This window comes from Brevibacillus parabrevis (assembly GCF_003710905.1).
GTDB lineage: Bacteria > Bacillota > Bacilli > Brevibacillales > Brevibacillaceae > Brevibacillus > Brevibacillus parabrevis.
Genome location: NZ_RHHV01000023.1, coordinates 136,601 through 159,145, shown reverse-complemented (window position 1 = coordinate 159,145; position 22,545 = coordinate 136,601). Strand labels below are relative to the sequence as shown.

Annotated in this window: 20 protein-coding genes, 1 pseudogene and 2 riboswitches; of the genes and pseudogenes, 18 read left to right on the top strand and 3 right to left on the bottom strand. The window is 52.8% G+C overall.

Annotation, left to right across the window (positions count from 1 at the left end; genetic code table 11):
- Positions 1 to 45: 45 nt before the first annotated feature.
- The gene (locus EDM60_RS26785) at positions 46 to 672 is read right to left on the bottom strand and encodes an FMN-dependent NADH-azoreductase (RefSeq protein WP_122966683.1); all 627 of its coding nucleotides are present in this window, start codon (positions 670 to 672) and stop codon (positions 46 to 48) included.
- Positions 673 to 797: 125 nt separating this feature from the next.
- Positions 798 to 1,232, bottom strand: a complete 435-nt coding sequence (locus EDM60_RS26780) for a MarR family winged helix-turn-helix transcriptional regulator (RefSeq protein ID WP_122966682.1) — start codon at positions 1,230 to 1,232, stop codon at positions 798 to 800.
- 181 nt (positions 1,233 to 1,413) lie between these two features.
- Between EDM60_RS26780 and EDM60_RS26775 the strand changes: the two genes are divergently transcribed.
- From EDM60_RS26775 to EDM60_RS26710, 14 genes are all read left to right on the top strand, one after another.
- Positions 1,414 to 2,514, top strand: coding sequence for a carbohydrate kinase (locus EDM60_RS26775; protein WP_122966681.1), 1,101 nt, complete (start codon positions 1,414 to 1,416; stop codon positions 2,512 to 2,514).
- A gap of 3 nt (positions 2,515 to 2,517) precedes the next feature.
- Positions 2,518 to 3,444, top strand: coding sequence for a pseudouridine-5'-phosphate glycosidase (locus tag EDM60_RS26770; RefSeq protein ID WP_122966680.1), 927 nt, complete (start codon positions 2,518 to 2,520; stop codon positions 3,442 to 3,444).
- A 204-nt stretch (positions 3,445 to 3,648) separates the two neighbouring features.
- A complete protein-coding gene (locus EDM60_RS26765; protein ID WP_122966679.1) occupies positions 3,649 to 6,066 on the top strand; it encodes a heavy metal translocating P-type ATPase in 2,418 nt (805 codons plus the stop codon).
- Between the two features lie 89 nt (positions 6,067 to 6,155).
- Positions 6,156 to 6,356 (top strand): copper ion binding protein, encoded by a 201-nt coding sequence (locus EDM60_RS26760; RefSeq protein WP_063229343.1) that lies wholly within the window; start codon positions 6,156 to 6,158, stop codon positions 6,354 to 6,356.
- A gap of 296 nt (positions 6,357 to 6,652) precedes the next feature.
- Complete coding sequence (locus EDM60_RS26755) at positions 6,653 to 7,474, top strand: PHP domain-containing protein (RefSeq protein WP_122966678.1); 822 nt, start codon at positions 6,653 to 6,655, stop codon at positions 7,472 to 7,474.
- Entirely contained in the window at positions 7,450 to 8,232 is a 783-nt protein-coding gene (locus EDM60_RS26750; protein ID WP_122966677.1) for a sugar phosphate isomerase/epimerase family protein, read from the top strand. Before EDM60_RS26755 ends, EDM60_RS26750 begins: the two co-directional genes overlap by 25 nt.
- A 15-nt stretch (positions 8,233 to 8,247) precedes the next feature.
- Positions 8,248 to 9,027, top strand: a complete 780-nt coding sequence (surE, locus tag EDM60_RS26745) for a 5'/3'-nucleotidase SurE (RefSeq protein ID WP_122966676.1) — start codon at positions 8,248 to 8,250, stop codon at positions 9,025 to 9,027.
- A 36-nt stretch (positions 9,028 to 9,063) separates the two neighbouring features.
- Positions 9,064 to 10,143, top strand: coding sequence for an ABC transporter substrate-binding protein (locus tag EDM60_RS26740; RefSeq protein ID WP_122966675.1), 1,080 nt, complete (start codon positions 9,064 to 9,066; stop codon positions 10,141 to 10,143).
- The gene (locus EDM60_RS26735) at positions 10,133 to 11,875 is read left to right on the top strand and encodes an ABC transporter permease (RefSeq protein ID WP_233454135.1); all 1,743 of its coding nucleotides are present in this window, start codon (positions 10,133 to 10,135) and stop codon (positions 11,873 to 11,875) included. Before EDM60_RS26740 ends, EDM60_RS26735 begins: the two co-directional genes overlap by 11 nt.
- The gene (locus tag EDM60_RS26730) at positions 11,872 to 12,927 is read left to right on the top strand and encodes an ABC transporter ATP-binding protein (RefSeq protein WP_122966674.1); all 1,056 of its coding nucleotides are present in this window, start codon (positions 11,872 to 11,874) and stop codon (positions 12,925 to 12,927) included. The genes EDM60_RS26735 and EDM60_RS26730 overlap by 4 nt, the downstream gene beginning before the upstream one ends.
- 162 nt (positions 12,928 to 13,089) lie before the next feature.
- A riboswitch (cyclic di-AMP (ydaO/yuaA leader) is annotated at positions 13,090 to 13,236 on the top strand.
- Between the two features lie 432 nt (positions 13,237 to 13,668).
- Positions 13,669 to 14,889, top strand: coding sequence for a quaternary amine ABC transporter ATP-binding protein (locus tag EDM60_RS26725; RefSeq protein ID WP_122966700.1), 1,221 nt, complete (start codon positions 13,669 to 13,671; stop codon positions 14,887 to 14,889).
- A complete protein-coding gene (locus EDM60_RS26720) occupies positions 14,873 to 15,715 on the top strand; it encodes an ABC transporter permease (protein ID WP_122966673.1) in 843 nt (280 codons plus the stop codon). The genes EDM60_RS26725 and EDM60_RS26720 overlap by 17 nt, the downstream gene beginning before the upstream one ends.
- Positions 15,712 to 16,644, top strand: a complete 933-nt coding sequence (locus EDM60_RS26715; protein WP_122966672.1) for a glycine betaine ABC transporter substrate-binding protein — start codon at positions 15,712 to 15,714, stop codon at positions 16,642 to 16,644. Before EDM60_RS26720 ends, EDM60_RS26715 begins: the two co-directional genes overlap by 4 nt.
- 21 nt (positions 16,645 to 16,665) lie before the next feature.
- On the top strand, positions 16,666 to 17,076 hold the full coding sequence (locus EDM60_RS26710) for a hypothetical protein (RefSeq protein WP_122966671.1): 411 nt from the start codon (positions 16,666 to 16,668) through the stop codon (positions 17,074 to 17,076).
- A gap of 68 nt (positions 17,077 to 17,144) precedes the next feature.
- On the opposite strand, the gene EDM60_RS26705 is transcribed toward EDM60_RS26710, so the two are convergent.
- Positions 17,145 to 17,513, bottom strand: a complete 369-nt coding sequence (locus EDM60_RS26705) for a Na-translocating system protein MpsC family protein (RefSeq protein ID WP_063229353.1) — start codon at positions 17,511 to 17,513, stop codon at positions 17,145 to 17,147.
- A gap of 186 nt (positions 17,514 to 17,699) precedes the next feature.
- Between EDM60_RS26705 and kdpB the strand changes: the two are divergent.
- The 4 genes and pseudogenes from kdpB to kdpA form a co-directional block, all read left to right on the top strand.
- Positions 17,700 to 18,964 (top strand): annotated as a pseudogene (gene kdpB, locus EDM60_RS26700) (potassium-transporting ATPase subunit KdpB); the annotation flags it as partial.
- Positions 18,965 to 19,052: 88 nt separating this feature from the next.
- A complete protein-coding gene (locus EDM60_RS26695) occupies positions 19,053 to 19,886 on the top strand; it encodes a putative bifunctional diguanylate cyclase/phosphodiesterase (RefSeq protein WP_233454136.1) in 834 nt (277 codons plus the stop codon).
- A gap of 112 nt (positions 19,887 to 19,998) precedes the next feature.
- Positions 19,999 to 20,142: riboswitch (cyclic di-AMP (ydaO/yuaA leader) on the top strand.
- Positions 20,143 to 20,731: 589 nt separating this feature from the next.
- The gene (locus tag EDM60_RS29640; protein WP_083955723.1) at positions 20,732 to 20,809 is read left to right on the top strand and encodes a potassium-transporting ATPase subunit F; all 78 of its coding nucleotides are present in this window, start codon (positions 20,732 to 20,734) and stop codon (positions 20,807 to 20,809) included.
- Between the two features lie 48 nt (positions 20,810 to 20,857).
- Entirely contained in the window at positions 20,858 to 22,531 is a 1,674-nt protein-coding gene (kdpA, locus tag EDM60_RS26680) for a potassium-transporting ATPase subunit KdpA (RefSeq protein WP_122966668.1), read from the top strand.
- The last annotated feature ends 14 nt before the right edge of the window (positions 22,532 to 22,545 follow it).

Here is a 22,545-nt window from a genome sequence, read left to right as displayed (position 1 = left end):
AGTATTTCAAATTTGAGATATTAGGACAAGAAAGGCTGGCGGGCCTTAGAAGGATTCCGCCAGTTTTGCTGCTTTTTCGATGCCTGCTGCTACGATTGCTTCTGCTTTGTCCGGGAATTGGTTGTGACCTTCTACGATCACTTCTGTCACATTGCTGATGCCCCAGAAGCCAAGCACCGTGCGAACGTAGCGGTTAGCCAGCTCGATTTCAGCCATTGGGCCTTCGGAGTATACGCCGCCGCGTGCGCTCAGGAGAGCTACTTTTTTGTCGCCCATCAGTCCAACAGGGCCTTCCGCTGTATATTTGAACGTTTTGCCTGCTTGCGACAGGTAATCAACGTAGGTGTGCAGAACAGCAGGAACGGTGAAGTTCCACATAGGGAATGCGATAACTACTTTTTCTGCATCAGTGAATTGGTTCAAATATTTGCTCACCAGTTCAGCGCCTTTTTGTTCTTCAGCAGTCAGCTCCATGCCGCGTCCAGCTTTGAACATGGCAGTGAGCAGGTCGTTTCCGTAGTAAGGAAGGTTTTCTGCGAACAGGTCCAGCTCGGCGATCTCGTCGTTTGGATGCGTTTCTTTATAAGATTTTACGAAAGCCTCGTACAGCTTTACGCTTACTGCCTGCTCAACTGGGCGATCATTTGCTTTAATGAAAAGTACTTTGCTCATGAGAAAAATATTCCCCTTTCTTTTTGTAAGCAGATAACTTTTAATGTGTAAATCTTGATTTTAAGATTATTACGTGTTGAAGGTTTTGTCAACACCTTTTTTACCCTCGGTGGGTGCTGCCCAGTCTAATAATTCTCCTGAGCAGCACGTCCCAACTTTTTTAACAAAGCAATCGCTTGCTGTTGTTCTTCGGGGGTAAGTCCCGCGACCGCTTTTTCAATCGCCTCTTGATGAGAAGGAAAAATGTCTGCCAGAAACGCATGGCCTTTTTCCGTCAGCTCGGCGTAAATGACCCGGCGGTCGGCCGAACAGGGTTTGCGAATCAACAGTTGCTTCTTTTCTAGCTTGTCCACAACGTAGGTGATATTTCCACTGGAGATCAGGATCTTTTCGCCAATTTGCTGCAATGGCTGCGGACCCTTATGATAGAGAACTTCCAGGACGCCAAACTCGGTAGGATTCAGCCCGTGCAGGCGGATGTGCCGATTGGAGTGGGCAGTGACCCAGTTATATGATCTCGATAATACGACAAAAAGATCGAGGGAATCATTGCGATCCATGAAAAACCCTCCTTTCCAACGAATTTTCGATATCTTGAATTTAAGATAACTTTACATGAAGTCGCATCCGTTTGTCAAATAGAGGGGGATAAAATCATCCTTTGCAAAACAAATGTTTTTGTGATAGACTTTTGTTTGTAAACGAAGCTGTGAATGCTAATCAGAAGAAAGGAGGATGACCGTGGAGAAAGATATGTTGATCCTTCATCACATCCGGCAAAATCCGTTCATTTCCCAGCAAGAGCTGGCTGACTTGATCGGGATTTCGCGGTCGGCTGTAGCGGGGTATATCGCTCAGTTGACCAAGCGCGGCGAGATTAAAGGCAGAGCGTACGTATTGCGGGACGAAGGCATGATCGCTTGCATCGGTGGAGCGAACCTCGACCGAAAAGCGCGTGGAAAGCAAGCCGTGCGTCTGCATTCCTCCAATCCGGTTACGATCATGGAATCGTGTGGCGGGGTTGCCCGCAATATCGCGGAGAACCTTGGACGACTGGGATGCAATACATCCTTGTTCACCAGCATCGGTGAAGATAAGGAAGGCGAGTGGATCGTGCAGGAGACGAAAAAGCACGGAGTAGATATCAGCCAGGTGTGGCGCTTGCCTACGCAGCGCACAGGCACGTATACCGCATTGCTCGATATCGATGGGGAAATGGTCGTTTCTTTGGCGAACATGGATATTTACGACGCGCTCACACCGGAGATGTTTGCCGAGAAATGGTCGCACATTGCAGCAGCCCACGCGATTTTTATCGATACGAACATACCGGAGGATTGCTTGGCCTACATCATTAGCCGTTGCCGGGAGGAAAACATCCGACTCTTTGTTGACCCGGTCTCTTCTGCAAAAGCGAAAAAGCTCCCACAGCAATTGGACGGAGTCGAAGCGATCCTGCCCAATCGGGAGGAAGCGGAGCTGCTTTCCGGCATGACGATCAACTCCATCGAGGATTGCGCCGAAGCGTGCAAGAAAATCAGGGAGAGAGGCGTCAAGCACGTCATCGTCACCATGGGCGAAGCAGGAATTTTTTATCAGTCGGAGGACGTATCGGAGCAGATGGCGCCGTATCCGACTGAGGTAGTTGATGTAACAGGGGCAGGCGATGCGTTTGCGTCCGGCCTGTTGTACGGCATCGTGAACGGGGAGTCGTTCCAGGCTGCTTGCCGTCTCGGTTTGGCAGCATCCGCTCTGACTTTGCAGACAGAGCAGTCCGTTTCTCCCTTGCTCAAAGCGGAACAACTGCAATTGACCGTTGAACAATACGAAAAGGAGCGATAAAAGATGAAACAATACCTGACCTTTACTGAGGAAGTACGCCACGCGCTGGAGAACAACCTGCCAGTAGTTGCCCTGGAGACTACGATTATCTCCCACGGGATGCCATACCCGCAAAACATCGAAATGGCAAAAGAAGTAGAGCAAATCATCCGCGACAATGGCGCAGTGCCAGCGACAATCGGAATCATGGACGGCAAAATCAAAATCGGTTTGACCGAGAGCGAGCTGGAAGAGTTCGCGACCAACAAATCGGTGGAAAAAGTGAGCCGCCGCGACTTCCCTTACATCCTCGCAAGCGGCAAAATCGGTGCGACGACAGTAGCGGCAACCATGATCGCAGCCGATCTGGCTGGCATCCGCATGTTTGCGACTGGCGGTATCGGCGGGGTACACCGCGATGGCGAAATCACGTGGGACGTATCTGCTGACTTGACTGAGCTGGCGCAAACAAGCGTTGCGGTTGTGTGCGCTGGCGCAAAATCGATCCTGGATATCGGACGCACGCTGGAATACTTGGAGACGCAAGGCGTGCCGGTGGTCGGCTACCGCACTGCCGAGTTCCCGTCCTTCTTCGCTCGCGAAAGCGGATTTGGCGTAGACTTCCGTCTGGATACGCCAGAAGAAGTCGGCACTTTGATGAACACCAAATGGAAGCTCGGTCTGACTGGCGGCTTGATCATCGCCAACCCGGTACCGGAAGCAGACGCGCTTGACCACAAGCAAATCGAAGGCGTAATTTTGCAGGCGCTCAAAGAAGCGAAGGAAAACAACATCGCAGGCAAAAAAGTAACACCGTTCCTGCTCGACAAAGTGAAACAACTGACAGCAGGCAAAAGCTTGCAAACGAATATCGCTCTCGTAAGACACAATGCGGAAGTAGCGGCAAAAGTAGCTGCTGCCTACCAAAAAGAAGTGAACGCAGGAAAATAAACAGTCATTCCAGGCTCCCGATGATGAAAATCGGGGGCTTTTTTTGTGCGTCGAGAAAAGCCAAAGAAGCAGAGGAGAAAAATTTTTAAAAAATCACTTGATATACCCTGTGGGGGTATTGTATATTGAGAGTGTGATAAGAAATGAACGTAAGGGGAACTATACAATGAAATATACCCTCTAAGGGTATTTGGGGGAATTGGTATGAGTGCCAAAACGGCAGAAGCTACAGTTCCGATTTCAGGGATGACATGTGCAGCCTGCGCGCTGCGCATTGAAAAAGGCTTGAAGAAGCTGGATGGTGTAGAAACAGCCAATGTGAATTTGGCTTTGGAAAAATCGACAGTCGTCTTCGATCCGGCCAAAACGAGTCTCGACGATATACGCTCGAAGATCGAGGCGCTTGGCTACGGCGTCGTCGCCGACAAAGTCGAGCTGAATATTACAGGCATGACTTGTGCGGCCTGCTCGACGCGGATCGAAAAGGGTCTGAACAAAATGCCTGGCGTGTTGAAGGCAAACGTGAACCTGGCGATGGAAACAGCTACGGTCGAATACGATTCTGCTCAGCTGGGCGTGTCTGATCTTGTGCGGCAGGTAGAAAAGCTGGGATACCAGGCAACGCGCAAGGAAGAGGGCAAAGAAGAGGAGCAGGTTGACCGCCGCATGGCCGAGATCAAGCGGCAAACGCAAAAGTTCTGGATTTCCCTCGTGCTGTCGCTGCCGCTGCTCTGGTCGATGGTCAGCCACTTTTCCTTCACTTCGTTCATCTGGTTGCCGGACTTCCTGATGAACCCGTGGGTACAACTGGCCTTGGCGACTCCTGTGCAGTTCATCATCGGGGCGCAGTTTTACGCAGGGGCCTACAAAGCGCTTCGCAACAAGAGCGCGAACATGGATGTGCTGGTCGCGCTCGGCACCTCGGCTGCCTATTTTTACAGTCTGTACGTGGCGATCTCGTCCATCGGGTCGCACGCCCACATGCTGGAGCTTTACTTTGAAACGAGCGCTGTGCTGATTACCTTGATTTTGCTGGGCAAACTGTTTGAAGCCAAGGCGAAGGGACGCTCTTCGGAAGCAATCCGCAAGCTGATGGGCTTGCAAGCGAAAACAGCCGTAGTCGTCCGCGACGGTGTGGAAATCACGATCCCTGTTGAAGAAGTGCGGCCTGGAGATATCGTGAACGTGAAGCCAGGCGACAAGGTGCCAGTGGATGGCATCGTGCTGGAGGGGCAGTCTGCGGTCGACGAATCCATGCTGACGGGGGAAAGCATCCCGGTAGATAAAGCGGCTGGAGATGCCGTCATCGGAGCCACCTTGAACAAAAACGGTTTTCTGAAGGTAAAAGCGACCAAAGTCGGGAAGGAAACGGCGCTGGCGCAAATCATCAAAGTCGTGGAGGAAGCGCAAGGGACAAAAGCACCGATTCAACGACTCGCAGACAGCATTTCCGGGATTTTCGTTCCGATTGTCGTCGGAATTGCGGTGGTGACTTTTCTCATCTGGTATTTCGCCGTCATTCCCGGCAACTTTGCCGAGGCGCTGGAAAAGGCTATCGCCGTGCTGGTAATCGCTTGCCCGTGCGCACTTGGTCTGGCGACTCCAACCTCGATTATGGCTGGCTCTGGCCGCGCAGCTGAACTGGGCATTTTGTTCAAAGGGGGAGAGCATCTGGAGACGGCGCACCATTTGGATACGATTGTCCTCGACAAGACAGGAACCGTAACCAAAGGAGAGCCAGAGCTGACAGACGTGATTTCGCTTGATTTTGCCGAGCCAGAACTGCTTGCGCTGGTAGGCGCGGCCGAGAAAAACTCCGAGCATCCACTTGCCCAGGCGATCGTTCGCGGGATCGCGGAAAAAGGCATAGCGCTTGGGCAAACCAGCGTGTTTGAAGCGATTCCCGGCTTCGGGATTCGGGCAACCGTCGACAGCAGAGAAGTGCTGGTCGGGACCCGCCGTCTGCTCGAACAGCACCACATATCGTATCAGGCTGTTTCAGACACGATGCTTTCGCTGGAACAAGCGGGTAAAACGGCGATGCTGGCGGTCATCGACGGCAAGCTTGCCGGGTTGATTGCCGTAGCGGATACGATCAAGCCGACTTCGAAGCAAGCAATCGAACGCCTGAAAGCGATGGGGCTGACGGTCATCATGATGACGGGCGACAACCGTCAAACCGCCGAAGCGATTGCTCGCGAGGCAGGAATTGAGCACGTCATCGCCGAAGTCCTGCCCGAAGGCAAGGCTGCCGAGGTGAAAAAGCTTCAGGCAGAGGGCAAGAAAGTGGCTATGGTCGGCGACGGAATCAACGATGCTCCGGCACTGGCTACCGCTGATATCGGCATGGCGATCGGCACGGGAACAGATGTGGCGATGGAAGCGGCCGACATTACCTTGATGCGCGGCGAGCTGACCAGTGTCGCTGACGCCATCGAAATGAGCAAGCGAACCATTCGCAACATCAAGCAAAACCTGTTCTGGGCTTTTGCCTACAACACGCTGGGCATTCCGTTTGCAGCCTTGGGCTTCCTCGCTCCATGGTTAGCCGGAGCCGCGATGGCTTTCAGCTCCGTCTCCGTCGTGCTCAACGCCCTGCGCTTGCAGCGAGTGAAGCTGTAAGCTGCCATCTGCCATCTGTCGTTTACAAACAGCAACAAGCGGCTTTGTCCGCATCATTTATACACATACACTCAAAGGAGAGATTGAGAATGAAAAACGTAACACTGAATGTAGAAGGCATGTCTTGCAACCATTGCGTGAATACCGTGGAAAAAACGTTGAAAGAGCTGGGAGCAGAAGGCAAAGTCAATCTGGCGGCCAAAACAGTAGAGGTTTCCTTCAACGAAAGCACGCTGACGCTGGATGCCATCAAGGAAGCAATCGAAGAACAAGGATACGATGTCGTTTAAATAGCGACTGTCTCTTTGAACACAAAGCCCCTGCCTGAACATTAGTTCGGGTGGGGGTTTTTCGTTTTCCTCTCCACCAGTGCCGTTTGCCCACGAACTTTTCGCTTTTGTAAAGACTTTGTAAATCGTTAACACCTCCTCAACAATCCGGCAGGGGATCGACCGAAAAGGCGCATGGACAGGCGTCTGGCCTTTATCAAACCTTGTCGCCTGCTTTATACGCCCTTCAAAAACGACAGCTACAATGAAATCAAACGAAATCAAACAAGTCGGAAAAGAACAGGAGGAGTGGTCAGATGATGGACTTGCATATGCACACCACCGCTTCTGACGGGAAGCTCACTCCCGCAGAGCTGCTTGCCGAGGCAAGCGAGCGGGGAGTGACTCACCTAGCCATTACAGACCATGATACCGTCGATGGATATCTGCTGGCTCGCGATGAGGCCGAACGTCTCGGTCTGAAGCTCATACCGGGAATCGAATGGAACACGGACGGCCCAGAAGACGAGTTGCATATTTTGGGTTACGGCCTCGATATATCGGATGCCCGGCTCCTGCACGTCATGGACAGGCGCCAACGGGAGCGGATCGAGTGGATCGCCGAAATCGTCGAACGCTGCAATCGTTTAGGTATGGCGATCACCATGGAAGAATGCACAGCCCGGGCAAAAGGCGACGTGCTGGTGCGCACAGATGTGGCAGAAGTTTTGGCAGCACGCGGCTTTTGCTCCACTCCGCAAGCGGCGTTCGAGACGTATTTGCGAAAAGGCTGCCCGGCCTATGTGCCCCGTCCTTCCTTCTCGGCACGCGAAGCGATTGAGCTGACGCATGAAGTAGGCGGCATTGCGATTTTGGCCCATCCGGGTATTTACTCGTTTGAAGTGAAGCTGGATGCGTTGCTTGCCTACGGCATCGATGGCATCGAGGTGTACTATTCGAAGCATTCCGCGCAACAGATGGCATTTTGGGAGCGGCAAGCCAAGGTGAATCACCTGATCCGCTCGGGAGGTAGCGACTTTCACGGGCACGGCTCACGCAACCCTTACCCGGTTGGCAGTGTGCCGATCCCGGCAGAGGTAAAGGAGTGGTGGACATGCTGTATGTTTCATCGACATTGATGTGGTCCTACCCGGTAGAAGCGGCGATTTTGATTGCCAGGCAGTACGGATTTGCCGGGATGGAGGTCTGGGCCGAGCACGTCTGGTTCCACAAAAGCAACCCGCGGGAAATTCAGCAGGCCGCCAAACGCGTCGGCATGAAGCTGACTTTGCATGCGGCTAGCTGGGATTTGAACTTGTGCTCGCTGAATAGCGGCATTCGCAAACAATCGGTGGAGGAAATCAAGCGGTCGTTGGCTCTCGCGGGGGAGATCGGAGCGAAAAGCGTGACGATCCATCCGGGACGAGTGACTTTGACCCACAAAAACCGGGAATGGCACGAAGCGGTGCTCATCGAGAGCCTGAACGAGCTGGCGCAAGAGGCTGTGCGTCTGGGAAGAGTGCTGTCCATCGAGCATATCGAGCCGTTGCCAAAAGAACTGATCGTGACGCCGGGGGATTTGAACAGGCTGCGTGCAGCGCTGAACTATCCGACGGCAGCGACCTTGGATATCGCCCATGTGCCCCTGACCTGTTCTCTGCCGCAGTTTCTCGGAGAACTGGAGGGAGTCGACAAAATCCATGTGAGCGATGCGACAGCAACCAAGCTGCATGTGCCACTCGGAACAGGGGACATTGACCTGCCGACGATTTGGCCGCTCTTGCTTGCGGAAGAGAAGCCGCTGGTTGTAGAAGGCTTCGACGATGCGCGGAATTTGTCCCAACTCAAGCAAAACCTGCTCTTTTTGCAACAAGGCCACAGTGTCTCATTTGGATAGGAGGTTTGTATCATTTTGAACATTCTCGTAGTGAATGATGATGGAATTTTCTCCAGCGGCGTGCTGTGTCTGGCGCAAGCCCTGCAGCCGTTCGGCAATGTATCCATTGTCTGCCCGGATCAGGAACGCAGTGCGATCAGCCATGCGATCACACTGAAATCACCAGTAAAAGCAAACAAAGTCAACTTTTTCGATACTTCCTTGGAAGCGTGGGCTGTCAACGGCACTCCCGCCGACTGCGTCAAAATGGCGATTGAGGTGATTCTCAAAGAAAAGCCGGACGTGATTGTTTCCGGGATCAACCGCGGGCCGAATCTCGGGCGGGACGTGTTTTACTCGGGCACGATCTCGGCTGCGATCGAGGGGGCGATGTACCAGATTCCTTCTGTCGCGATCTCGCTCGCCACGCTGAAGCCGAACCCGAACTTTTCGATCGTGGAGCCGTTGGCCTACGAAGTGTTTGAAACGCTGTTCAGGCACAAGCTCAGCCCGGAAGCGGTACTGAATATCAACTTGCCGTACTTGTCCAAAGAAATGGTAAAAGGCGTAGCGGTGACGCCATTGGCAATGGACGTGCTGCGCTATCAGTACGTCGGACTGAACGACCCGCAAGGCTACCTGTGCTACTGGCTGTCCGATCATTTGAGCGAACTGAACTTTGAGGATGAGGAATCGGATTACTACAAGCTGCGCGATGGTTTCATCACGATTACGCCCCTGCAATTGAACATGACGAACACGGCCATGAAGACGAAGATCGGAAAATGGTTTCAAGGTGCGAAGCAAAGCTCTTAACTCATAAGCCTACTTAATGATCAGGAGGAATAAAAAATGAAACGTGTTCTGTTGCAAAAATGGACTCTTTCTTTGTTCGCGGCCGTATCGGTCTTCGGACTTGCTGCCTGCGGTTCCCAGCCTTCTTCGTCGACCCCATCCCAGCCAGCGCCGCAGTCGACTCCGGCTGCCACAACGGAGCCTGCTGCCCCGAAAGTAGCGGGAACCTTGAGCTTCTACACCTCCCAGCCGGATGCGGATGCAGCTGCTTTGATCGACGCTTTTTCCAAGAAGTATCCTGACGTGAAAGTAGATCTGTTCCGCTCGGGAACGGAGGAAGTCATCAGCCGCTTGCAGGCCGAAGCACAGGCAGGCCAAGTAAAAGCTGACGTGCTGTTGGTCGCGGATGCGCCGACTTTTGTCAGCCTGAAAAAACAAGATTTGCTCATGCCGTACACTTCGCCTGAAGCGGCGGACATTCCGGCGGAGTGGAAAGACGCGGACGGCGCGTACACCGGAACGAAAGTCATGGCGACTGTGCTCGCGGTCAACACCAGCAAGGTAAAAGCTCTCCCGGACAGCTGGAAAGTGCTGACGAGTCCGGAAGCGGCGAACAAAGCGATTATGCCAAGCCCGCTCTACTCAGGCGCAGCGGCTTACAATGTCGGGGTGTTTACGCGCCAGCCTGATTTGGGCTGGGATTACATCAGCGGGCTGAAAACGAATCAAATGACCGTCATTAAAGGAAATGGCGCCGTGCTCAAAAGTGTAGCGGGCGGCGAAAAAGATTACGGCATGGTCGTCGACTATCTGGTTGCCCGCGCCAAAAAAGACGGTTCGCCCGTCGAGATCGTGTATCCAAAAGAAGGCGTGCCTGTCATCACGGAGCCGATCGGCATCATGAAAGCGACCAAAAACCAGGAGGCTGCCAAAGCGTTTGTCGATTTCGTCCTCTCCGAAGAAGGACAAAAGCTCGCCAGCGGCCTGGGCTATACACCGATCCGCAAAGGAGTAGCAGCACCGGAAGGACTGTACGCACAAGATCAAATCAAGGCGCTTTCCGCCAATATTGATGAACTGGAAGCTTCCAGGGAAGCCGACAAAAAGAAATTTGGAGAGATGATGGGTGGCAAGTAACTGGCAGACGGTAGTGAGCGAGAGACAGATGGGGGAGCGGCGCAAGTTCGCCGCCTCCCTGTCCATGGATAAGGCGGCTACCTGGTTCGTGCTGGTGCCGGTCGCCTTCTTTTTTGTCTATCCGTTGTGGAAGCTGATTGTTCTTAGTATCCAGACAGAAGCAGGGCTTGGCTTGCACTACTTTCAGGAGGTGCTTGTCAATGCCCGGACGTGGGATGCAGTCGGTCATACTGTGCTGGCAGCAGGTATTTCCACCGTCATCTCGGTAGTCGTAGGCGTGGCGCTTGCCTGGCTGTGCGCGTATACCGATATACGCTGGAAAGGTGCGATTCACGCGTTTGCCCTTTTGCCGCTGCTCATCCCGTCCTATGTAATGACGCTGGCCTGGACGCAGCTGGCAGGGCCGCAGGGTGTGCTGAACAGGGCTGCGAGCTGGGTGATGGGCAGTCCGGTCGAGCTGTGGAACGTGTACGGGCTGGATGGGATCATCGTCGTGATGGGGCTGACTCATTATCCGCTGGTGTACATGTTGACGCTGTCTGTGCTGTACCGGATTCCGAAAGAGCTGGAGTGGGCGGCGCATTCCTCGGGAGCAAGTGCGCGGGCTGTGTTTGCCAAAGTGACGCTTCCGCTCGCCTTGCCAGGCATTGCGGGAGGCGGACTGCTGGCGTTTATCTCCGGGCTGGACAACTTCGGGATTCCGGCATTTTTGGGTATCCCGGAAAATATCTCTGTACTCAGTACACTGATCTACGAGGAAGTGATCGGATTTGGGCCGAGCGCTTTTGCCAGGGCGGCTGTCCTGTCTGTTTTGCTCGGCGTCATTGCGCTGGCAGGGACAGGGATGCAGTGGGTTTTGCTGCGGAAAAGCCGGGTAGACCAGACCAGTGCCGAGGACAAGTCCATCCGGCGGTCTTTGGGCAAGCACCGTTTGACGGCGGAGGTTTTGGTGGGCGGGTTTTTGCTTGTGACGAGCCTGCTTCCGCTTTTGTCGATGGCCGCAACCGCTTTTGTCAAAGCTTACGGCTTGCCGTTTGTCCCGGAAAATTTGACGTGGAAGCATTTTGCCTTCGTAATGTTCGACCACGCAGGTACGAAGGGAGCCATCGGCAACAGCTTGATGCTTGCCAGCATGACGGGTGTCTTGTGCGTCGTCGCGGGCACGCTGTTCGCCTACTGGCGCATTCATAAGCCGTCTGCGCTTGGCAAAGCGATGGAAGGGGCTGTAGCGCTGCCGTATGCGCTTCCGGGCATGGTGCTCGGACTGGCGATGATTTTGACCTGGATTGAACCGATTCCCGGCTGGCAGCCAGGCATATACGGAACGGTTTGGCTGATTATGATCGCTTATGTGACGCGTTTTCTCATTTTGCAAGTCAAAAGCAGTACGGTTTCGATCATGCAAGTGGGCAAAGAAGTGGAGGAGGCAGCACGGATCAACGGCGGGCGCTTCTGGACGAGATGGCGGCGCATTTTGCTCCCGCTCTACGCGCCGGGCATGGCAACAGGTTTGTTTCTGGTCTTTCTCACCGCTTTTACAGAGCTGACGATTTCGTCGCTCTTGTGGTCATCCGGCTCGGAAACGATCGGTGTCGTCATTTTCAGCTTTGAGCAGGCGGGATCGACAACGTACAGCACGGCCCTCTCGACCTTGATCGTAGGAGCCATCCTGCTGGTGCTCGCGGCGGGCAGTCTGTGGAAACGATACTGGCAACGGAGGATCGAACAATGAACAGTGCGCGGGTAATAGGGGTATCGAAAAAATTCGGGAATGTGACGGCGCTCCACCATCTCGATTTGCAGATCGGCCAAGGCGAGTTTGTCGCTTTGCTCGGTCCGAGCGGCTGCGGCAAAACGACGCTGCTGCGGCTCCTTGCCGGGTTCGAATCCCCGACAAGCGGAGAAATCTGGATCAACAACGAGTGTGTAGCCAGCGCGGCCAAGCGCAAGCCGCCGGAAGAACGGCGGATTGGCATGGTGTTTCAGTCGTTCGCGCTTTGGCCGCATTTGACGGTCTACGAAAACGTGGCGTTTCCTTTGCAGCATCAACAGCAGGTGCCGGAAGCGTACAAGCAAAACCCGAAAGCGCGGGTAGCCCAGATGCTGGAGATGGTCGGTCTGGGCGGTATGGAGGAGCGGTTCCCCAGTCAGCTTTCCGGTGGGCAAAAGCAGCGTGTGGCGCTGGCGCGCGCCATCGTGTTCAATCCGACCTTGTTGCTGATGGACGAACCGTTGAGCAGTCTGGACGCCGAGCTGCGCATGCAGATGCGAAAAGAAATCCAGTTCATTCACCGCGAACTGGGTACGTCGATTGTCTATGTGACGCACGATCAATCCGAGGCACTGGCCATGGCTGATCGCATTGTCGTGATGAAGGGCGGCAGAGTTGAGCAGGCAGGCACTCCGCACGACATTTACTACGCCCCGGAGTCGCCGTTTGTCGCCAAGTTTGTCGGCAGAGCCAACTTTTTAAAAGGGAACTGGGCTGCCGCGAACACCTTTTTGCTGGAAAAACAGGGAGCGTCATCGTTGCCGATCACCGTTTCGCGTGATTTTTCCGCTTTTTTCGATCAGCAAGTATTGCCTGTTCGCCCGGACCAGTTGAAGCTGTCCGTCTGGCATCAAGGCTCGGACGGGATCATGGGCAAGGTCGCTCACGTCCAGTTTCAGGGCCGGGAGCTGATTTACTCGATCCGCGTCGGGGAAGAGGAATGGGAAGTGGTCACCGATATTAGCGAGCGGTTTGCTTACGATGATTCTGTACTGGTGAGCATTTGCGTGTAAGCTGGAAAGCAGGCGAAATAGCTTTCATTTGTGAGCAACCGATAGCTAATGTCAGGATATAAATAAAGAACGATCAAGCATGAGGCAAGCAGGCAGAAGCGAGCATTCACAATAATTGGCAGCAGGCGTATAATCAAATCACATTACCGAATCTGATTCAAACATTTCATACGGCCTAGTTCCGGGGCAACCCGGAAGCGGGGGAACCAATCTTTTGGGGTTAATCCTGAGCAATCAGGAGGGATGAGATAAGTCTTCTCTGCCATCCTACCCGTCAGCTAACCTCGTCGGCCAAAGCAGGGAAGGTTCATGAAGCGATGAAGTCTGGGCAATGATGCGAAAAAAGAGGAGCGGTCCTCTTCGGGCGCGTTTATAGGCCATTTCAGACTTTTTCTTTGGGACCTTTGTTCTTGAGAAAAAGGATGAAATAGGTCTATTTTTTATGGCGATTTTCATGTGTGGCTTTTGTCATACGCGTGCATGTCGATGTGCGAGGATGGCGGGCGGCAAATGAATTTCGGCATAAACCCGGTGCATGAAACCAAAAAACGAACAGCGAAATCAGGAAGACAGCGTACAGGGAGCCTTTTGCACAGGGGCGCCAGGTATTAGGTAAGCCTGCGTTAGTTCTGCAAAAATCGAGCGTACACAAGCGGCAGCGTCTGCAGGTGGTTCGTCCGGTTGGAAGCGGAACTTCGCAGGTTTTTTCATTTGGGAAAACAAGAAAGGGAGGAAAGGCTCATGCCCAAAATGACAGTCAGGCAATTGACGAAAGTGTTTGGCAAGCAGCCGCAGGCAGCGTTAAAGCTGTTGGAGCAAGGATGGACAAAGGAGCAAATTTTTAAAGAGACAGGGCAATCGATCGGTGTGAACCAGATCAGCTTCTCGGTAGCAGAGGGCGAAATTTTCGTCATTATGGGGCTGTCAGGCAGCGGCAAATCTACCTTGATCCGACTTTGCAACCGCCTGATTGAGCCAACCACTGGGAGCGTTCAGATCGATGGCGAAGAACTCATTGGTATGAAGCCGGCTCATTTGCGCGAGGTACGCAGGAGAAAGCTCGGCATGGTTTTTCAAAATTTCGCGCTCTTCCCACAGCGAACGGTACGGGAAAACATCGAATTCGGTTTGGAGATTCAGCAAGTACCGCATGGATTGAGGCAAGAAAAAGCACGCGAAGCGCTTGCGCTCGTCGGGCTTTCCGAGTGGGAAAATGCCTTCCCTGATCAATTGAGCGGCGGAATGAGGCAGAGGGTCGGCCTGGCCCGGGCGCTCGCCAACAATCCCGACATTTTGCTGATGGATGAAGCGTTCAGTGCCCTTGATCCGCTGATTCGAAAAGACATGCAGGATGAGCTGCTAGAGCTTCAGCTAACGATGAAAAAGACTATTTTGTTCATTACTCACGATCTGCATGAGGCATTGCGGCTCGGTGACCGGATCGCCCTGATGAAAGACGGTCGCTTCATCCAGGTCGGGCGTCCCGAAGAAATCATGACCGATCCTGCGGATGAATTCGTGAAAAAATTCGTTGAGGATGCAGACTTGTCCAAAGTGCTGGTGGCAAAACACGTGATGAAAAGGGCAGAAGCGATTACTCCTGACAAAGGTGCGAGGGTGGCCCTCCAGCTCATGATGGACAACGGGGTATCCAGTCTGTACATCGTAGACAAAAAGCGGACATTGCTTGGGCTTGTTACCGCCTATGACGTTTCGCTTGCGATCAATACGGGCGAGTCGCTTGAAACCATGATGAAAAAAGATATCCCCAGCGTGGGGCCAGATGCCCGTCTGAACAGCCTGTTTCCTCTGATGGCAGATTTGCACGTTCCGATTGCTGTCGTGGGTGAGGAGCGGCGTCTGTTGGGCGTCATTGTCAAGGGAGCGGTGCTCGGCGGGCTTGTCGGCAAGGTCAATCCGCAGCAGGGAGCAGAGGTGATGCCTCATGGATTCCGTGCCTAAGTTGCCGATCGGTGAGTGGGTGGAACGAATCGTTGAGGCGCTCGGTCAGCACAAAGGCATTTTGTTCGATCCGATCGCGATCATCATTTCGGGAATGGTCACGTACTTTACCGAGGTTTTGGCTGCGATACCGTCTGTTATTCTCATTTTGCTGTTCGGGGCGCTGGCCTGGGTATTTGGCGGGCGATCTTCGATGTTTTTCACATTGCTTGGGCTGTTTCTCATTGCCAATCTGGGGTACTGGGATGAAACGGTCGAAACGCTCGGCTTGGTTATTGCTTCTGCCCTGTTGTCCATCACTGTAGGGATTCCTGCGGGTATTGCCTGCGCGCGAAGCGATACTTTCACGAAGCTGGTCATGCCGTTGCTAGATTTGATGCAGACGATGCCAGCATTCGTTTACTTGATCCCGGCCATTTTCTTTTTTGGACTGGGCGAAGTACCAGGGGTCATTGCTTCCGTTATCTTTGCGCTGCCGCCGATCGTCCGATTTACGAATCTCGGCATACGTCAGGTTCCGCCGGAGCTTGCAGAAGCAGCGGATGCTTTCGGCTCATCGAGATGGCAAAAGTTGATGAAGGTGCAACTGCCTTTGGCGAAGACGACCATCATGGCGGGAGTCAACCAGTGCATCATGCTTGCGCTTTCGATGGTGGTTATCGCCGCCATGATCGGAGCAAAAGGATTGGGAGCCGATGTTTATCGGGCTGTATCCCAGGTGGATATCGGCAAAGGTTTTGAAGCGGGGTTATCGATCGTGATTATTGCTATCGTTCTGGACCGCATTTCCCAGCATGCCAAACAAAAGGAGAGAAAAGCGTTATGAACAAGTTCACGCGAAAAAATGCACTGACATGGGTGGTGGCTGCGGCTATTATGCTGGCAGGCTGCTCTCAGCAAGGCTCTACACCGACAGGGGCGACGATTGGGCACAATCCGAATCCCGTCCAGGTGCCGAAGAACGCGATTGGGGAAGCAGTGGGATATAAAATCATCGGAATTGACGCTGGTGCCGGCTCGATGGTGAAGACTGAGGAAGTCATGAAGCTGTACGGCCTGGACAACTGGCAGCTCGTAGAAGGATCGGATGCGGCGATGACTGCCGCGCTGACGCGTGCCTACGAACAGAAGCAACCAATTATCATCACGGGTTGGACGCCGCATTGGATGTTCAAAAAACTGGATCTGAAATATTTGCAGGACCCGAAAAACGGCTTTGGCGGAGCTGAACAGATTCATACCATCGTTCGAAAAGGATTGAAGCAGGATCACCCTGCCGCCTATCGGTTTCTGGACGCGTTCCAATGGAAGCCTGCGGACATGGAAGCTGTGATGGTACATATTTTGGACGGGAAAAAACCAGAGGAAGCGGCTGCGGAGTGGGTGAAAAACAACGAAGACAAGGTCGGGAAGTGGGTAGAGGGGCTTGCTCCGGTTCAAAAAGAAAAGCTGACCATCGCTTACGTGGCATGGGACTCGGAAATTGCCAGTTCGCACATAGTGAAGGAAGTGCTGGAGACAAAGCTCGGATATGAGGTGGAATTGAGTCAGGTCCAGGCTGGACCGATGTGGGCAGGCGTAGCCATGGGCGATGTGGACGGGATGGTAGCAGCCTGGCTTCCCTCTACCGATGCGAGCTACCTCAAAAAGTTCGGGGATCAGTTGGAAGACCTTGGCCCCAATCTGGACGGAACCAAAATCGGGTTGGTGGTTCCAGGCTATATGAACATCCAGTCGATTGAGGAGCTCAAATAAACGGGAAGAGGAGGGGCTGGCATGAAAAATTGTCTGGTCATTGGGGTGGGAGAGGCATTCACGTCTTTTGTGCAGACGATCAGAGGAGGCAGTGACTCTCTGTTCTTCCGGAAAAGTCCTGTTGCCTATTCGCTGATCAGGGGAGAGCGTCACTCCTGCACAGAAAAGTTGTCGCCCATTTCTTTCGATGAAAGCTATCTTCATCAAGAGGAGTTGTTAGTCTATCAGTCTGTCTATCTGTTTGTGGACGAATGGCCAGAAGGGCGTGATTTCATTACTTTGTTTCGGCAGTTGGGCACTTGCCGCATTTTCGTTCTGACACAGGAGCAGCAAAATGCGAGTTTATACAAAGGGTTAGGTGCCCATTATGTCATCATCAGCAAGCCAGGGTACAAGGGATATCGATGGCTGGCAGAACAACTCAGCGGTTGATTGGAAAAAGGCTCCGTCAGTAAGCAGGCGGAGCCGCCTTTTCGATGCACAGGTATTCAGTTGAGGAATCAGCCCAGCATTTTTTCGAGGTCCTTGTCCAACACGTAAACCTCGATTCGCTCCCCCATCTTGGTGCTGATGTCGCTATGACTGGACAGCACTTTGCAGCCGGTCAGCTTTTCTACGATTTCTTCTGATTCCTCGCTATACATCTCACGAAGCACCTCGCGCATTTCTTTTACAATGCGACGGCCTTTATCGTGGCTGGAGAGATGTTTTTCTTCAACGGTGAGCACTCCCTTGAAGCGAACGAGGACCATGTCGCCGACGATGTAGGTTTTTGCTTCTTGAGGGCCACGTCCGATCAAGTCGCGTTGAAATTTGATGAAAGTTTCGCTGATTTCAGCTTCCAGCTTTTTTTTGTTAGAGATGGCCAAACGCCATACCTCCCATTATTTATCATTGTGCCTTATATTACTCAGCCGACTTTGGGCTGTCAACACGTCTGAGGAGGGATGATTTTGTGGTAATCGTAACGATTTTTGCCGTGGGGATTTTTTTGTATTTGGTTCACGCCTTATGTCATGTAGAACAATTGTGAATTTCATAGGATAGAAAGGTGAATGGCCGTGAAACAAGTAGAAGAGCATTCGACATTCCACAATAAAATAATCGGAACAGCTTTGTTGGAGAGTGTACGCAAGCTAAACCCGCTGGTTATGAAATCGAATCCTGTACTGTTTGTGGTTGAGATGGGAACTGTGCTAATCCTGCTCATGATCCTTTTCCCCCATTATTTCGGAACAGAGAATCAGATAGGCTGGAACACAGGCGTATTTTTGGTTTTGCTGTTACCGTCCTGTTTGCCAATTTTGCCGAAGCACTGGCAGAAGGGCGGGGAAAAGCGCAGGCAGATACGTTGCGCCGGGCCAAAAGAGATACTGAGGCGAAACGGCTGAAGGCAGACGGGGGCATCCATGTGGTGTCTGCGGAGGAACTGCGAAGAGGGGATCTTGTTCTGGTAGAGACGGGTGACTTCATTCCTGGCGACGGTGAAATTGTCGAGGGGCTGGCTTCGATTGATGAATCAGCGATTACAGGCGAATCTGCACCTGTAATCAAACGGGCGGGAAGTGATCAGTCGTCCGTGACTGGCGGTACGCGGGTCACGAGTGATTCTATCTTGATCAAAATAACCACGAACCCGGGCGATTCTTTTTTGGACAGGATGATTGCCTTGATCGAAGGCGCCAAACGGCAAAAGGCCCCAAACGAAATCGCCCTGAATACGGTATTGATCGTATTTACGCTTATTTTTCTCATCGTCGTAGTCACACTGGTGCCAATCGCCGCCTATGCGGGCATTCATCTCAATATTTCTGTCCTGGTCGTACTGTTAGTTTGTTTGATTCCGACGACGATTGGCGGTCTTTTGTCTGCGATCGGAATCGCAGGCATGGATCGGGTTACCCGCTTCGGTGTCATTGCGATGTCAGGCAAGGCAGTAGAGGCGGCTGGTGACGTCAATACGATTATTTTGGACAAAACAGGCACGATCACGTACGGCAATCGGCTGGCGGCGCAGTTTGTTCCAGTCGCAGGAGCAGAGGAGAAGGAGTTGATAGAGGTAGCGGTACTTACCTCTCTGTTTGACGATACGCCAGAAGGCAGCTCGATCCTCATGCTCGCCAAGCAAAAGCATGTCGTTTGCGACGTGAAGGCATACGAAGGCCAGGTCGTACCGTTTACCGCAGAAGAACGGATGAGCGGGCTGAATTACAGAGGGGTTCAATATCGGAAGGGAGCGGTTCGCGCCATATGTGACTACGTGGGCGAGCGGCAAGGAACAATCCCGAAAGACCTGAAGGAACGAAGCGCCCAAATCTCCCGCTATGTACAGTGCAAAAGAGAAGGGACGAAATCGATACATTGTGTACTCCTTTACGATGAGCAATCATGCATCAGAATGTCTTGCGATGGAACAGGAACTTCACAAAGCTTTGGAGAGGGGGGAATTTCATCTGCAATACCAGCCGCAAATCGATTGCCAGACAGGAAAAATAGTCGGAGTCGAGGCGCTGCTGAGGTGGCAGCATCCCGTATGGGGGCTGGTTTCCCCGGCAGACTTCATTCCACTGGCAGAAGAGACGGGACTTATTGTACCGATTGGCGAGTGGGCGCTGCGAACAGCCTGTAACCAAGCCAAGCTCTGGGAGCAGGCAGGATATGACCCGTTGCGAGTTGCCGTCAACTTGTCTGCCCGTCAGTTTCAACAAGAGAATCTGGTACAGATGATTCAGCAAGTTCTTCAGGAGACGGACATGCAGCCCGAGCTTCTGGAGCTAGAGATTACAGAAAGCGCCGTCATGAAAAATCCGGATGCGGTGATCGGTGTTCTGCATGAGTTAAAGCGATTGGGGATGAAGCTGTCGATTGACGACTTTGGCACCGGATACTCTTCGCTTAGCTACTTGCGCGATTTTCCCATAGATCGTCTGAAAATTGATCGCTCCTTCGTAAGTGCTATTACGGAAAAGGACGATGCCGTGATTGCCCAGTCGATCATTGCCATGGCCCATAATCTGCACCTCAGCGTTTTGGCTGAAGGGGTGGAAAACGAGCTTCAGTTTGCTTTTTTGCGTGAACAGAAGTGTGATGAAATGCAAGGATACCTTTACAGCAAGCCTTTGTCGGCAGAAGAAATAAAGCAATGGCTGCAAAAAATCGGACAGGGCATTTCCGAACGCGGTCCATGCGTTGCGAGAAAACGCGAGATAATCGACGAAATATCTTGCGCGGCTGAGTCCTGACAGGATTAAATCGCTTACATCGATAAAGACTGCACAAATCGTGCTAAAAAGCGAGAAACAAGACATTAACAACCGATTATGCCAGACGTATAATGAGACTCGTAACCAACAATTGCAAATCTGGCCAAATCCCGAGGCACTCGGGAACGGAGGACCCAATTTTGTAGGGGTTAATTCCACGATTCGTGGAAGGGATGAGTAACTCTTTCGCCATCCTACCCGTCAGCTAACTTCGTCGGCTAAAGCGAGGGAGGTCTAAAGACCGCCTGTTTGAGGAGGCTTTTTTTGTTGTCCTTTGGGATGAGCAAAGAAGCTTGCTCGAAACGAAAGATGCAGGTCTTTTCGTTTTGCCCAAAAAATGAATACACGTTTTTCGGAAAAAGGAAACGGGAGACAAAACGCAAAGAAGGCACATTCAAGTCGGCTGGGCGTTCGGTAGACCAATGAGTACTTTTTCTCCGAAGAAGTGATCGTCTTTCATACCGCTAAAGTGCGCGCGGGGCTTGCCCTGTCTGTTGAGCTTTGCTGGTCCATTGTGGCGATCTTTTCGGGGAATGAGTAAGCATTGGTCTATTTTTTTGCTTCCATGGCAGGTTTTTTCAGGGGAGAAAGCTTGTACCAGGAAGTGAGCGAAAGAGGCGAACCGGCACGACTTTGTTCAAGGTAGATGGAGGTGGGCGCCTGAAGGAAGCTGGCGCGACAAAAACGGCAAACTGCAAGCGGAAAAAGGAGGGACTTTTCATGGACTTAGTTGCCATACTGCTCTTGGCAATCTCGTTTGTTACATTTTTTGCCCTGATCAAGTTTTGTGATGCGGTAGTAAAAGAACAGGGAGGAAAAGAAAAATGATCTTGCTGCTGTTGATTGTGGCCGGACTGGCGATCTACCTGGGCCACGCACTGATCTATCCGGAAAAGTATTAAGGATTGGTCGAGCGATTCATTTCATAGAGGAAGTAGGAGGAATTGTCCGTGGACTTTATACAAATATCGGTGGTTTTGGTGGTGCTGCTCTTGTTGGCGATTCCGACGGGACGCTATCTGGCGCGGGCCTTTTCCCTGGAAAATACGCGATTGGACCGCGCTTTTGGCGGGGTGGAAAAAGTCATTTACAAATGGTCTGGCATTCGCATCGCAGACATGACCTGGAAGCAGTACGCGACGGCGGTTTTGGTCAGCAATATCACGATGGTTGCGATTGCTTATCTGCTCTTGCGCTTGCAAGGGATGCTGCCGGGGAATCCGAGCGGTGTGGCGGCGATGGACCCGTTGCTGTCGTTCAATACGGCGGTAAGCTTTTTGACGAATACCAATCTCCAGCATTACAGCGGAGAAAGCGGTTTGTCCTATCTGTCGCAGATGATGGTGATTATCTACCTGATGTTTACGACACCTGCTACGGGGATTGCGGTCGTCATGGCATTCATGCGCGGATTGACCGGACAGCGCAGCATCGGAAACTACTATGTCGACCTGGTGCGGGCGCATACGCGTGTGCTGCTTCCCTTGGCAGTAGTCGTGACACTTCTTCTGGTGGCGCAAGGCGTGCCGCAGACGATGGAACCGACAGCGACGGCGACTACATTGAGCGGGGCTGAACAGCAAATCGCACGAGGTCCGGTAGCTTCGCTTGTGTCGATCAAGCATTTGGGAACGAACGGCGGCGGGTTCTTTGGGGTCAACTCTGCGCATCCGTTTGAGAATCCGACTCCTTTGACGAACGTGCTGGAGATTTTGTCGATGTTCCTCATTCCGGCGTCTCTGCCTTTTGCCTTCGGTTTCATGACGAAGAGCCGCAAGCAAGGCTGGATCATTTTTGGCGCCATGAGTTTGATGTTTCTCGTGTTCCTCGGGATTGCCTACGGAAGCGAGATCAATGGCAACCCGGCGCTTGAACGTGCAGGTTTGTCACAGGCCGTGGGCAGCATGGAAGGAAAAGAAGTGCGTTTCGGCATTGCGCAGAGCGCCCTGTTTACAGCGGTGACGACTGCGGCGACGACCGGAACGGTCAACAACATGCACGACACGCTGACGCCGCTGGGCGGACTGGTGCCGCTCGGGGAAATGATGCTGAACTGCGTATTCGGCGGAGATGGCGTCGGTACGGTAAACATTTTGATGTATGCGATTTTGGCTGTGTTTATCGCGGGCTTGATGGTCGGACGGACGCCCGAGTTTCTCGGACGAAAAATCGAAGGGAAAGAGATGAAGCTGATCGCGATTGCGATTCTCGCCCACCCGCTGATCATTTTGGCTCCGACCGCGATTGCGCTGGCCTCGGAAATGGGCACAGCCGGAATCTCCAATCCGGGCTTCCACGGCATCTCGCAAGTTTTGTACGAATTTACGTCCTCGGCAGCCAACAACGGCTCTGGCTTTGAAGGACTGGGCGACAATACGCCTTTCTGGAACATTTCGACTGGGCTGGTCATGCTGTTTGGCCGATACGTGTCGATCATCGCGATGCTGGCGGTAGCCGGTTCGTTGCTCGCGAAAACGCCTGTACCTGAAACGATGGGTACGCTTCGCACAGACAATGGTGTGTTTCTGGTCATTTTGATCGCGACGGTCGTGATCGTGGGTGCGCTGACGTTCTTGCCGGTACTGGCACTTGGCCCGGTAGCCGAGTGGTTGACCATCCGATAATTCAAAAGGCAAAG